Genomic DNA, 12,142 nt, shown 5'->3' on the forward strand with positions numbered 1-12,142 from the left:
CGGCAGCTCCTGCGCGCCTGTGGGCGCTGGTGAAGCCTGCGATCTTTGCTTTTGAATCAGCTCATCAAGCGATACACCCGCTCTTCAAGCCGAGTAACACCGCTTTCGACAAACTTCCAGCTCTCACCCAGAATGTCCTGGTCTTCCAGAATCTTCAGTTCCCAGCTTGCCCCGAACAACCGCTGCACTTCGTCATCCAGCACGGCAAACGGCGGCCCGTCCTTTTGTGCCTGGTCGTAATCCAGGGTAATTAACAGCCCCAAAGAATCCTTCGGCAGAATCCGCTTCAGGTGCTCGGCGTATTGCTCACGCATCTTCGGTGGCAAGGCGATCAGCGCCGCGCGGTCGTACAGCGCGCTGCAATCGGCGACATCGCCGGCGGTCAATGCGAAGAAATCACCACACCAGATCTCGATCGAACCGGCACGATAGACCGTGAATGGTCCTTGATCGCTGACGTCCGGGTCAAATTGATGTTCGTGGAAAAAGTCCTCCACGGCTTTTTCCGACAACTCGACGCCCAATACCTCATGACCGCATTTGGCCAGCCACAGCAGGTCCAGGCTTTTCCCACATAACGGCACCAGTACCCGCGCGCCTTCTTCCAGGCCCAATTGCGGCCAGTACCGTTGCAGATATGGATTCACTTCCGGCAGGTGAAAGCCGATCTGATTCGACGTCCACCGCTTGTGCCAAAACTCCGGCTGCATAATTAATCCCGAAAATTCGATCAAAAGACCCTAAAACTTATATTAGATTTAGATCAATGATCTGACTGAAGATGACGCCATCTTACCCCTCAGGAGCTCTTTCATGTTCCCCAGCCTCTACATATCCCATGGTTCGCCCATGTTGGCACTGGAACCGGGCGCCAGCGGTCCGGCCCTGGCGAGCCTCGCGGCGGAAATGCCGAAGCCCGAGGCGATAGTGATTGTATCGGCGCACTGGGAAAGCAACGAGTTGCTGGTCAGCGGCAACCCACAGCCTGAAACCTGGCACGACTTCGGCGGTTTCCCGAAGGCTTTGTTCGAGGTGCAATACCCGGCGCCGGGCAATCCGCAACTGGCGGCTGAGGTTGTCGAGCTGCTCAAGGCGAATGACCTGCCAACGCGCATCGACGCCAAGCGCCCATTCGATCACGGGGTCTGGGTGCCGTTGTCATTGATGTACCCGCAGGCCGACATTCCGGTGGTGCAAGTCTCACTGCCAACCCGTGGCGGCCCGGCCCTGCAAACCCGTGTCGGCCATGCGCTGGCCAGCCTGCGCGAGCACGGTGTGCTGTTGATCGGTTCCGGCAGCATCACCCACAATCTGCGCGAACTGGACTGGCATGCCGGCCCGGAAAGCGTTGAGCCGTGGGCCAAGGCATTCCGTGACTGGATGATTGAAAAACTCGCCGCCAACGATGAAACCGCACTGCACGATTATCGCCAGCAGGCGCCGAATGCAGCGCGCAACCATCCGAGCGATGAGCACTTGCTGCCGTTGTACTTTGCTCGTGGGGCTGGGGGTGAGTTCGGGATTGCGCACCAGGGGTTCACCATGGGGGCGCTAGGCATGGATATTTACCGCTTCGGGTAATTGATCGTTCCCACGCTCCGCGTGGGAATGCAGCCCGGGTCGCTCCGCGTCCCAACAGAGGACGCAGAGCGTCCGTTGAGGCATTCCCACGCCGAGCGTGGGAACAATCAATCAAACAGCAGGCAAAAAAAATCCCCGAACCAGTCGGGGATTTTTTATGTTCGATCAATCAGCCCGAGAGCGGATTAATCTTCGCGGTAGCGACGCAGCTTCAACTGCTTGCCAGCAACGCGAGTGTCCTTCAGTTTGGTCAGGAGTTTTTCCAGACCATCTTCCGGCAGTTCGACGAGGCTGAAGCTGTCACGCACCTGGATGCGACCGATTGCTTCGCGAGCCAGACCACCTTCGTTGAGGATGGCGCCCAGCAGGTTCTTGGCGGCGATACCGTCACGCGCACCCAGCGCAGTACGGCAACGAGCACGACCTTCGGCCAATGCAACCGGAGCACGACGCTCACGATCACCACGGTCCGGACGATCACCGGTACGCTCTGGACGATCGCCACGCGGTGCGTTGTTCGGCACCAGTGGACGTTCTTTCTCGATCGCAGCCAGGGTCAGCGCCTGAGCGTTGGTGGCCTTGCGCAGCAGCGCAGCGGCCAAGGCACGCGGGGTGCAACCGATGTCAGCGGTCAGGCGATCAAGCAATTCGCCATGAGTCGATTCGGCATCAGCGACCAGCGGCGACAGGCTGTTGGTCAGTTTCTTGATGCGGGCATCGAGAACAGCTTGAGCGTCCGGCAGGCGAACTTCAGCAACCTTTTGACCAGTTACACGCTCGATCACTTGCAGCATGCGGCGCTCACGTGGAGTCACCAGCAGCAGTGCACGACCTTCGCGACCGGCACGGCCAGTACGGCCGATACGGTGAACGTAGGATTCCGGGTCGTACGGCATATCAACGTTGAACACGTGAGTGATGCGCGGAACGTCCAGGCCACGAGCAGCAACGTCAGTCGCCACAACGATGTCCAGACGGCCATCCTTGAGGGATTCGATCACGCGCTCACGTTGGTTCTGAGCAATGTCACCGTTCAGCGCAGCGGCTTTGTAGCCTTTGGCTTCCAGGGCACTGGCCAGGTCCAGGGTCGCTTGCTTGGTGCGCACGAACATGATCAGGGCGTCGAAGTCTTCGACTTCCAGCAGGCTCAATACAGCCGAGGTCTTCTGGTCAGCGTGAACCAACAGGTGAGCCTGTTCGATCGCGGTAACGGTCTGAGTCTTGGTCTGGATCTTCACGTGCTGCGGATCACGCAGGTGACGCTCGGCAATGGCACGGATCGACTGCGGCAGGGTCGCCGAGAACAATACGGTCTGACGGGTTGGCGGCAGAGCCTTGAAGATAACTTCGAGGTCGTCCATGAAACCCAGTTTGAGCATTTCGTCCGCTTCGTCGAGAACCAGGTGGTTCACGGTAGACAGGACTTTTTCGTCACGACGCAGGTGGTCGCACAGACGACCCGGAGTGGCGACAACGATCTGTGCGCCATTACGGATTGCTTTCAGTTGTGGGCCCATAGGGGCGCCGCCGTAAACGGCCACAACGGTAACGCCCGGCATTTGCTTGGCGTAGGTTTCGAAAGCGGTTGCTACTTGCAGCGCCAACTCACGGGTTGGCGCCAGGATCAGGGCTTGCGGCTCGCGCTTAGCAGGATCGATGCGATGCAGGATTGGCAGAGCGAACGCGGCGGTTTTACCGGTACCGGTTTGCGCCTGGCCAATCATGTCGTGGCCGGCCATGATGATCGGGATCGATTGCTGCTGAATAGCCGAAGGCTCTTCGTAGCCAGTCGCGATGACGGCTGCAAGAATATTCGGATTAAGATTAAAAGCGGCGAAGCCGCCGGTTTCCTGGGTCATGGGTCTGCCTCTAAGTGCATCCGCAAAGACCCATGCTCCAAAGCTGCGCATGCCGTGTAAGACTCAAGAGTCGCCCTGGCTGCTTTGTCGGCGGGGATTTGCGAAAACGAATGAATGAAAAAGATTCGTCAAGGAAGAGTCCGCTGTGCGGACGTGCAGCCGAAGCTGACTTCGGGGAATTGCGCTACCTAAACGCGGCCCGGTTAAAGGCCGGCGCGCACTATACCGGAATTCGCCCAAAAAGGGAGCATTATTTGTCGGAAAACTGACGTATACACCGTTGTGTCACAGGCTTTGCGGATAATCGTGCAACGGTCTATTTTTCAAAGGCCCGGCCCTGCTGGCGATGGCGCTAAAACGGTTCACCCTGGTGACCCGGACCTTCGGTCTGGCACCCCCTTCCCGCCCGAGGAAATACCTCATGAATCAGCCTGTTTCCAGTCGTGTCAGCCGCGAACGGCGCGGTCATGTCTTGTTACTTGGCCTGGACCGGGTCGCCAAACGCAACGCCTTCGACCTAGATCTGCTCAACGAACTGAGCCTGGCCTATGGCGAATTCGAAGCAGACAGCGAGGCGCGAGTGGCGGTGGTATTCGGTCACGGCGAGCATTTCACCGCCGGGCTCGACCTGATCAATGCCAGTTCCGCCCTCGCCGAAGGCTGGCAGGCTCCGACCGGTGGCTGTGATCCGTGGGGCGTGTTCGCCGGGCCGAGGGTCAGCAAACCGGTGATTGTCGCCGCGCAAGGTTATTGCCTAACCATTGGCATCGAGCTGATGCTGGCCGCCGACATCAACCTCTGCGCCAGCAACACCCGTTTCGCCCAGATGGAAGTGCAGCGCGGGATTTTCCCGTTCGGCGGCGCCACGTTGCGGCTGCATCAAGTGGCCGGTTGGGGCAACGCCATGCGCTGGCTGCTGACCGGCGATGAATTCGATGCTCATGACGCGTTGCGCCTTGGGTTGGTGCAGGAGGTCATGGCCAGTGAGGATTTGCTGCCAAGGGCGATTGAATTGGCGGAGCGCATTGCCCGGCAGGCGCCGCTGGGTGTTCAGGCAACGTTGATGTCGGCCAGGCAGGCGCTTTATGAAGGCGAAACCGCGGCGGCGCAGGGGTTGCCGGCGGTGGTGAAGAAGTTGCTTAACAGTGAGGACGCCAAGGAGGGTGTGCGGTCGATGATCGAGAAGCGGCCGGGCGTTTTCAAAGGGCTTTGAAGTTTGAGACGAATAATGTCTTCGCGGGCAAGCGTCGCTCCTACAGGTTGCGCGTAACCCTTGTAGGAGCGAGGCTTGCCCGCGAAGAGGCCCGCGCAGACGCCGAATTATGTCGCCGGTCGAATCGCCTTGATCAACGACAACAACGAATACCCCAACCGTGGCGCCAGTTCTTCGGCCCGGGCGATCAAACCATCCCTGTCCAGTTCCTGATCCAGCTCCGACGGCACGATCAAAATCACATTGCCCTCCTTCACCGGCAGCTCCCAGTAATGCCGGTGATAGAGCCCGCGAAACATCGCCGCGCCCAGCGGTTTGCCGTCATCGGTGGCCCACTGATTGATCACCAGCCAGCCACCCGGACTCAGGCGTTTCTGACAGTTTCCCAGAAAGCTCCAGGCCAGATGCCCGACGCCCGGCCCGACATCGGTATAGAGGTCGACGAAAATCAGGTCCGCCGGTTCCGCCGTCTCCAGCAACTCCAAGGCATCGCCGACCCGGATATACAACCGAGGATCATCATCCAGCCCCAGGTATTCGATGGCCAAGCGTGGTACATCGGGGCGCAGTTCGATGGCTTCGACGTCTTCCAGCGGCAGGAACTTGAGGCAGGCCTGGGTCAGCGTGCCGGCACCAAGCCCCAGGAACAGCGCGCTTTCCGGCTGTTCATGGCACAACGCACCGATCAGCATGGCGCGGGTGTAGTCGTACTCCAGCCAGCTCGGGTCGGCGGTGAACACGCAGCTTTGCTCGATGGCATCACCGAATTCGAGAAAACGGTAATCGGCCACTTCCAGCACGCGAATCACGCCGAACTCATCTTGTACCTCGGCGAGCAAATGCTCGACGCGCTCCTCAGTCATTTCGTCTCCTGATCGTCACCGGGCCAGCAACCTGGCCAAACAGCAACGCGACAAGCCGCAACATGAAGCGGCAAAGGCGCGATTGTCCGCGAAGCGACGGGAACAGGTCACGCACTAATTGCTGATAACATAAGCGCCCGTGCGTAAACACTAGAGACCGTGATGAGCCAACCCTGGAGCCCTGACAGCTGGCGTGCCTTGCCGATCCAGCAACAACCCCGCTACCCCGACGCCGCACATTTGCTGCACGTCGAGCAAACCCTGGCCAGCTATCCGCCGCTGGTGTTTGCCGGTGAAGCCCGGGAATTGCGCCGTCAGTTCGCCGAAGTGACCCAGGGCCGCGCGTTTCTGTTGCAGGGCGGCGACTGCGCCGAAAGCTTCGCCGAGTTCTCCGCCGCGAAAATCCGCGACACCTTTAAAGTGCTGCTGCAAATGGCGATCGTCATGACCTTCGCCGCCGGTTGCCCAGTGGTCAAAGTCGGGCGCATGGCCGGCCAGTTTGCCAAACCGCGTTCAGCCAACGACGAAACCATCGACGGCGTGACATTGCCCGCCTACCGTGGCGACATCGTCAACGGCATCGGCTTCGACGAAAAAAGCCGCGTGCCGGACCCGGAACGCCTGCTGCAGTCCTATCACCAGTCCACCGCGACCCTGAACCTGCTGCGCGCCTTCGCCCAGGGTGGTTTTGCCGACCTGCATCAAGTGCACAAGTGGAACCTGGACTTCATCGCCAACTCGGCCCTGGCCGAGAAATATAGCCACTTGGCCGACCGCATCGATGAAACCCTGGCCTTCATGCGCGCCTGCGGCATGGACACCTCGCCGCAACTGCGCGAAACCAGTTTCTTCACCGCCCACGAAGCGCTGCTGCTGAACTACGAAGAAGCCTTCGTGCGTCGCGACAGCCTGACCAACGATTACTACGACTGCTCTGCCCACATGCTGTGGATCGGCGACCGCACCCGTCAGCTCGACGGCGCGCATGTCGAGTTCCTGCGCGGGGTGAACAATCCGATCGGCGTGAAGGTCGGCCCGAGCATGAATCCCGACGACCTGATTCGTCTGATCGACGTGCTCAACCCGGACAACGATCCAGGCCGCTTGAACCTGATCGCGCGAATGGGCGCAAACAAGGTTGGCGATCACCTGCCGCAGCTGATTCGCGCCGTTGAGCGGGAAGGCAAGAAAGTGCTGTGGAGTTCCGACCCGATGCACGGCAACACCATCAAGGCTAGCAGCGGCTACAAGACCCGCGACTTCGCGCAGATCCTCGGCGAGGTGAAGCAGTTCTTCCAGGTGCACGAGGCAGAAGGCACGTATGCCGGTGGTATCCACATCGAAATGACCGGGCAGAATGTGACCGAATGCATTGGTGGGGCTCGGCCGATTACTGAAGACGGGTTGTCGGACCGTTACCACACCCATTGCGATCCGCGGATGAATGCTGATCAGTCGCTGGAATTGGCGTTTTTGATTGCCGAAACCCTGAAGCAGGTTCGACGCTGAGTCAGTGATCGTTCCCACGCTCTGCGTGGGAATGCAGCCCGTGACGCTCCGCGTCACTGGACGCGGAGCGTCCCTGGAGGCATTCCCACGCAGAGCGTGGGAACGATCAGGTTAAGGCCCGTTTACTCAATCCGGGCCAATGCCTCCCGCAACCGCCCCGCACTCACCCGCTGACAATTCAACTGCACCTGCTCAAGCCCCAACCAATCCGCCATCCGCCGCAAATTAACCGCCAACGCCAGCATCCCCGCCTCATCCAGCCCCGGCTCTTCCTCATGCACGGCGTGCACCGCCAACCGGCCCAACGCCCGTTCAGCGCGCAAATCCACCCGCGCGGCAATCCGTTCGTTGTGCAAAAACGGCAGCACGTAATAGCCGTAGACCCGTTTGTCCTGCGGCGTGTAAATCTCCAGCCGATAACGGAAATCAAACAACCGCTCGGTGCGGCTGCGTTCCCAGATCAGCGAATCGAAGGGTGACAGCAAGGCACTGGCCTCGACCTTGCGCGGTACCTTGGGCTCGGGCAGGCAATAGGCCGGTTGGCGCCAGCCCTCGACTTCGCAAGCCAACAACTCACCCGCCTCCACCAGTTCCGCCAAGCGCGGCCGGGCATCACCAGGGCTCAGGCGAAAATAGTCCCGCAAGTCCTTTTCCGTCGCCACACCCAATGCGTTCGCGGCGTGCAGCAACAGGCCGCGCAGGGCTTCGGTTTCAGTAAGCAAAGGCTGCTGCAAAATCGCTGAAGGAATTACCCGCTCCGGCAAATCGTAAAGCCGTTCAAACCCGCGTCGGCCAGCGACCGTCACTTCACCGGCGGCAAACAGCCATTCCAGCGCATGCTTTTCGGCGCTCCAGTCCCACCATGGGCCAGCCCGTTCCTGACGGGTCGATAAACTTCCAGCGCCCAGCGCGCCCAATTCCTGAACGGAACCCAGCACCCGGCGAATCGTGTCCTGTTGCTCACGACCAAACCGCGCCAATTGCTGATAGATGTCTTCGCCACGAGTCGCACGCAACATGCGCCAGCGCATCAAGGGGTACATGGATAACGGCAATAACGACGCCTCATGGCCCCAATATTCGAACAACGTGCGCCGCCGCCCCTGACTCCAGGCAGCCTGGTCGAGAAGGTCGGATGAGTAATTGCCAAGACGAGAAAACAAGGGAAGGTAGTGCGAACGCACCAACGCATTGACCGAATCGATCTGCAAAATGCCCAGCCGTTCAATCAACCGATTGAGCTGGACCGGTTTGATCGCCGCTGGCGGCTGGCGCCCGTTGAACCCTTGGGCAGCCAGTGCCAGACGTCGAGCCTGTTTGATGGAAAAGGACAGCGTTGCGGGCATGAGCATCTCCTTGTCTGCTCGCAACCTACCTCACCAGAGAGGGGTTTGTGTAGCAATGGCCTCATCATTTATGCATCGGATCGTCCCAGAACGGCCGGATCGATTCGTGCTCGACGTCCGCACGACTGACACCGATGTCCTTCAGCGCTTCATCGCTCAAACTCGCCAATAGCTCACGTTCGCGGTGAAGTTCGTACCAGCGACTAAACTTGTGCAGCAAATCGGAAACCGCGTGGATTGAGAATTTTTCTGCCGTTACTTGCTCGTGTTGACCTTTCATCATGTCGCCCTCCTTTAGGGATGGCTCAAGTCTCGCCCCGGAGCTAAGATCAATCCAACGAATGTTTCTGATGGTATGCATCTCGGAGATTGATGAATGTCGGCGTTCCCCAGTATCGATACCGATGTACTGCGCACTTTTGTCGCCATCGCCGACCTGGGCGGTTTCACCCGCGCCGGCGAAATGGTCAACCGCACGCAATCGGCGGTGAGCATGCAGATGAAACGCCTGGAAGAAGACGTGTTGCAGCGCCAGCTGTTCGAACGCGACGGGCGCCAGGTCAAGTTGACCGCCGAAGGCCAGGTGTTGCTCGGCTATGCGCGGCGCATTCTCAAACTGCACAGCGAAGTCTTCAATACCCTGCGCGAGCCGCACATGGTCGGCACGGTGCGCATCGGTACGCCGGATGATTACGTGATGCGTTTTTTGCCGGGGATCCTCTCGCGTTTCGCCAAATTCTACCCGCTGATCCAGATCGAAGTGCACTGCGAATCGACCAAGCAGCTGTTGCAGCGCCAGGACCTGGACCTGTCGATCGTCACCCGCGAGCCTGGCACCGAGATTGGCCAGTTACTGCGCAAGGAGCGTTTTGTCTGGGCCGAAGCGCAATGTTTCAGCGCCCACGAGCAAACACCGTTGCCCCTGGCGATGTTCAACAGTGATTGTTTCTGCCGGTTGTGGGCCTGCAACGCCCTTGACGCGATGGGCCGCGATTACCGCATCGCCTACAACAGTTCGAGCCTGTCGGCGTTGATGGCCGTGGTCAGCGCCGGCTTGGCGGTGACCGCGCAACTGGAAAGCCTGATCACCCCGGACATGCGCATCCTCGGTGCCGCCGAAGACCTGCCGTTACTGCCGGAGGCCAGCATCATGCTGGTGCGCAACCTGCACAATCCGTCGCCGATCACCGAATGCCTGGCCGAGCACATCGTCGAAGGCTTCAAACTTTAAGGGCGAGCATCACCGCACAGAACACCAGGAAGCCGCAGAACAGCCCGCGCAGCAGCCGTTCCGGCATCGCGTGGGCGATCTTCACGCCCCAACTGATGCTCATCAGACCACCGACCGCCAAGGGCAGGCCGATCATCCAGTTCACCTGATGATGCACCGCGTACGTCACCAGGGTAACGCCGGTGCTCGGCAACGCCAGGGCCAGCGATAAACCTTGCGCGACCACTTGCGAGGTGCCGAACAGGCTGGTCAGCACCGGCGTCGCCACCACCGCCCCGCCCACGCCAAACAATCCGCCCATGGTCCCGGACGCGGCGCCGAGCACGCCCAGCCACGGCCATGAATAATGCATCTGCGAAGATGCCGGCGCGTTGGCGGTAAACATTCGCACCAGGTTGTAAGTCGACAGCGCTACCAGGAACGCGACAAATCCCACACGCATGGTTTGCGCATCGATGCCCACGGCCCAGATCGAACCGATCCAGGCAAAGCAGAATCCCATGGAAGCCAGCGGCAATGCGTGGCGCAACTCGATGCGATTACGCTGGTGATAGCGCCACAGCGCCAGCATCACATTCGGCACTACCATCACCAACGCCGTGCCTTGGGCGATCTGTTGATCGAGACCGCACAACACGCCGAGCAGCGGAATGGCAATCAGGCCACCGCCGATGCCAAACAAACCACCCAGGGTGCCCAAGGCAGCGCCAAAGATCAGATACAGAAAAAACTCAAGCACAGGCTCATTCCCTCTTGTCAGGCGTTTCATCCTACGCAGTCGGCCCTAGCGGGGAAACGCACAGCAACGCACAATGGCTGTGCCGATTCCGCACAAGCGCTGGTAAAAACCATGAACCCCAACCAACTGACCGACCAACTCGGGCTGTTCCTCGATGTGCTCGAAACCGGAAGCTTTTCCGCCGCGTCCCGGCGCCATCCGCTGACGCCTTCGGCGGTGGCACGGCGCATCGACAGCCTGGAGAGTGCGGTCGGCAGCCAGTTATTCCTGCGCAGTACCCACGCGGTGCGGGCGACGCCGGCTGGTTTGGCGTTTGCCGAGCGGGCGCGGCGGATCGTTACCGAGTTGCGCCTGGCACGGGCGGAAGCGGTGTCCCTCAGCAGTGCCCCCGAAGGCTTGATTCGGGTGGACGCGCCAGCAGCATTCGGCCGGCGACATCTGGCGCCGGTCATTGCCGATTTTCTGATGTTGTACCCCGGTCTCGACGTGCAACTGCACCTGATCGACAGCTTTGTCGACATGCAGGGTTTGAATCTGGGCAAGGTCGACCTGGTGCTGCGTGCCGGACAGATGGAAGATACCCGGCTGGTGGCCACGCCGCTGGCAAACATGGTACGCATCGCCTGCGCCAGCCCCGATTATTTGAAGCGCCGAGGCGTGCCGACCAATCCGGCGCAGTTGATTGAACACGATGGCCTCGACTGGGACGGTCTCGCCCCGCCCTTCGCCTGGCGTTTCGAGCGGGATGGGCGCATGCAGTTGCACCGCCCCGCGCACATCCGCATGAGCGCCAACAATGCCGAAGCGCTGGTCTGTGGCGCACTGGCCGGGCTGGGTATCGCGCACTTGCCGACCTGGCTGGCCAGCGAATACCTGTTGCGCGGTGAACTGCTACCGTTGTTCTGCGAAAACGGCCTGCCAAAACCGGAAACCGCAGGCATCTACGCCTTGCGTCTGGAACAGCAGGCCAGTTCCCGCAGTCGTTTGTTGCTGGAATATCTGAAAACTCGCTTCAGTCCGATTGCGCCGTGGGATCTGGCCCTGCAAGGCAATCTGGCCGGCCACTGAGTCATAATTATCTGGCGCATTAAAGATTCGCCCGCTAGATTCATGACGATCACTGATCAAGGCTTTGACATGACCACCGAACGCAACACCCCGGACACCTGCGACCACCTGCTGCTGGACAACCAGGTCTGCTTCGCCCTGCACTCCACTTCGCTGCTGATGACCAAGGTTTACAAGCCGCTGCTGCAAGCGCTGGGCCTGACCTATCCGCAATACCTGGCGATGATGGTGTTGTGGGAACGGGATGGTTTGACCGTAGGCGAAATCAGCACACGACTGCTAACCGATCCTGGCTCGTTGACGCCATTGCTCAAGCGCCTGGAAGTTGAAGGCTTGCTGAGCCGGACCCGCAGTCGTGAAGATGAACGGGTGGTGATCGTCGAATTGACCGAACAGGGCCGCGCCTTGCGGGACAAGGCCCGGGACATTCCGCAGTGCATCCTTGGCGCCAGTGGGCGGACGATTGAGCAGTTGAAGAAGCTGCAAAATGATCTTCAAGAGCTGCGTAGCCACCTGCAAGACAGCCTCTAGCCCAAAACCAACATCAGTCCCCTGTGGGAGCGAGCCTGCTCGCGAAAGCGATATGACATTCGGCATTGTTGTTGACTGGCACACCGCTTTCGCGAGCAGGCTCGCTCCCACATTTGTTTTGTGGCTCCCTTCAAAAAAAATTCCCTCCTGAAAATCCTGAGCAAACCGCTCTAAATCAATAGCCTCCACATCCATCAACCAC

At 59.9% G+C, this 12,142-nt stretch carries 12 protein-coding genes; 6 read left to right on the forward strand and 6 right to left on the reverse strand.

Annotated features, from left to right (window positions below):
• Positions 1 to 56: 56 nt before the first annotated feature.
• Entirely contained in the window at positions 57 to 710 is a 654-nt protein-coding gene (locus tag ACA071_RS21975) for a thiopurine S-methyltransferase (protein ID WP_497641081.1), read from the reverse strand.
• Positions 711 to 813: 103 nt separating this feature from the next.
• Here ACA071_RS21975 and ACA071_RS21980 point away from each other — a divergent pair, with 103 nt between their 5' ends.
• Entirely contained in the window at positions 814 to 1,581 is a 768-nt protein-coding gene (locus ACA071_RS21980; RefSeq protein WP_497641082.1) for a DODA-type extradiol aromatic ring-opening family dioxygenase, read from the forward strand.
• A gap of 185 nt (positions 1,582 to 1,766) precedes the next feature.
• Here the strand turns inward: ACA071_RS21980 and ACA071_RS21985 are convergent, their stop codons facing one another.
• Positions 1,767 to 3,440 (reverse strand): DEAD/DEAH box helicase, encoded by a 1,674-nt coding sequence (locus ACA071_RS21985; protein ID WP_497641083.1) that lies wholly within the window; start codon positions 3,438 to 3,440, stop codon positions 1,767 to 1,769.
• 421 nt (positions 3,441 to 3,861) lie between these two features.
• Here ACA071_RS21985 and ACA071_RS21990 point away from each other — a divergent pair, with 421 nt between their 5' ends.
• On the forward strand, positions 3,862 to 4,653 hold the full coding sequence (locus ACA071_RS21990; RefSeq protein ID WP_497641084.1) for a crotonase/enoyl-CoA hydratase family protein: 792 nt from the start codon (positions 3,862 to 3,864) through the stop codon (positions 4,651 to 4,653).
• 107 nt (positions 4,654 to 4,760) lie between these two features.
• Here the strand turns inward: ACA071_RS21990 and ACA071_RS21995 are convergent, their stop codons facing one another.
• Complete coding sequence (locus tag ACA071_RS21995; RefSeq protein ID WP_497641085.1) at positions 4,761 to 5,516, reverse strand: spermidine synthase; 756 nt, start codon at positions 5,514 to 5,516, stop codon at positions 4,761 to 4,763.
• 162 nt (positions 5,517 to 5,678) lie between these two features.
• Between ACA071_RS21995 and ACA071_RS22000 the strand changes: the two genes are divergently transcribed.
• A complete protein-coding gene (locus ACA071_RS22000) occupies positions 5,679 to 7,025 on the forward strand; it encodes a class II 3-deoxy-7-phosphoheptulonate synthase (protein ID WP_497641086.1) in 1,347 nt (448 codons plus the stop codon).
• Positions 7,026 to 7,147: 122 nt separating this feature from the next.
• On the opposite strand, the gene ACA071_RS22005 is transcribed toward ACA071_RS22000, so the two are convergent.
• Both ACA071_RS22005 and ACA071_RS22010 read right to left on the reverse strand, forming a co-directional pair.
• Complete coding sequence (locus ACA071_RS22005) at positions 7,148 to 8,371, reverse strand: winged helix-turn-helix domain-containing protein (RefSeq protein WP_497641087.1); 1,224 nt, start codon at positions 8,369 to 8,371, stop codon at positions 7,148 to 7,150.
• A gap of 64 nt (positions 8,372 to 8,435) precedes the next feature.
• On the reverse strand, positions 8,436 to 8,651 hold the full coding sequence (locus ACA071_RS22010; protein WP_201191694.1) for a DUF1127 domain-containing protein: 216 nt from the start codon (positions 8,649 to 8,651) through the stop codon (positions 8,436 to 8,438).
• A gap of 96 nt (positions 8,652 to 8,747) precedes the next feature.
• On the opposite strand from ACA071_RS22010, the gene ACA071_RS22015 reads away from it, so the two are divergent.
• The gene (locus tag ACA071_RS22015; protein ID WP_497641088.1) at positions 8,748 to 9,602 is read left to right on the forward strand and encodes a LysR substrate-binding domain-containing protein; all 855 of its coding nucleotides are present in this window, start codon (positions 8,748 to 8,750) and stop codon (positions 9,600 to 9,602) included.
• Here the strand turns inward: ACA071_RS22015 and ACA071_RS22020 are convergent.
• Positions 9,592 to 10,341, reverse strand: coding sequence for a sulfite exporter TauE/SafE family protein (locus ACA071_RS22020; protein ID WP_497641089.1), 750 nt, complete (start codon positions 10,339 to 10,341; stop codon positions 9,592 to 9,594). The genes ACA071_RS22015 and ACA071_RS22020 overlap by 11 nt on opposite strands.
• 111 nt (positions 10,342 to 10,452) lie before the next feature.
• Here ACA071_RS22020 and ACA071_RS22025 point away from each other — a divergent pair, with 111 nt between their 5' ends.
• Together ACA071_RS22025 and ACA071_RS22030 are read left to right on the forward strand one after the other, a co-directional pair.
• Positions 10,453 to 11,409, forward strand: a complete 957-nt coding sequence (locus ACA071_RS22025; RefSeq protein WP_497641090.1) for a LysR family transcriptional regulator — start codon at positions 10,453 to 10,455, stop codon at positions 11,407 to 11,409.
• A 69-nt stretch (positions 11,410 to 11,478) separates the two neighbouring features.
• A complete protein-coding gene (locus tag ACA071_RS22030) occupies positions 11,479 to 11,940 on the forward strand; it encodes a MarR family winged helix-turn-helix transcriptional regulator (protein ID WP_497641091.1) in 462 nt (153 codons plus the stop codon).
• The last annotated feature ends 202 nt before the right edge of the window (positions 11,941 to 12,142 follow it).

This window comes from Pseudomonas sp. LBUM1646 (assembly GCF_059716165.1).

Coding starts and splice junctions, on each gene's coding strand:
- ACA071_RS21975 (WP_497641081.1), bottom strand. CDS start 710: ATGCAGCCGGAGTTTTGGCACAAGCGGTGGACGTCGAATCAGATCGGC.
- ACA071_RS21980 (WP_497641082.1), top strand. CDS start 814: ATGTTCCCCAGCCTCTACATATCCCATGGTTCGCCCATGTTGGCACTG.
- ACA071_RS21985 (WP_497641083.1), bottom strand. CDS start 3,440: ATGACCCAGGAAACCGGCGGCTTCGCCGCTTTTAATCTTAATCCGAAT.
- ACA071_RS21990 (WP_497641084.1), top strand. CDS start 3,862: ATGAATCAGCCTGTTTCCAGTCGTGTCAGCCGCGAACGGCGCGGTCAT.
- ACA071_RS21995 (WP_497641085.1), bottom strand. CDS start 5,516: ATGACTGAGGAGCGCGTCGAGCATTTGCTCGCCGAGGTACAAGATGAG.
- ACA071_RS22000 (WP_497641086.1), top strand. CDS start 5,679: ATGAGCCAACCCTGGAGCCCTGACAGCTGGCGTGCCTTGCCGATCCAG.
- ACA071_RS22005 (WP_497641087.1), bottom strand. CDS start 8,371: ATGCCCGCAACGCTGTCCTTTTCCATCAAACAGGCTCGACGTCTGGCA.
- ACA071_RS22010 (WP_201191694.1), bottom strand. CDS start 8,651: ATGAAAGGTCAACACGAGCAAGTAACGGCAGAAAAATTCTCAATCCAC.
- ACA071_RS22015 (WP_497641088.1), top strand. CDS start 8,748: ATGTCGGCGTTCCCCAGTATCGATACCGATGTACTGCGCACTTTTGTC.
- ACA071_RS22025 (WP_497641090.1), top strand. CDS start 10,453: ATGAACCCCAACCAACTGACCGACCAACTCGGGCTGTTCCTCGATGTG.
- ACA071_RS22030 (WP_497641091.1), top strand. CDS start 11,479: ATGACCACCGAACGCAACACCCCGGACACCTGCGACCACCTGCTGCTG.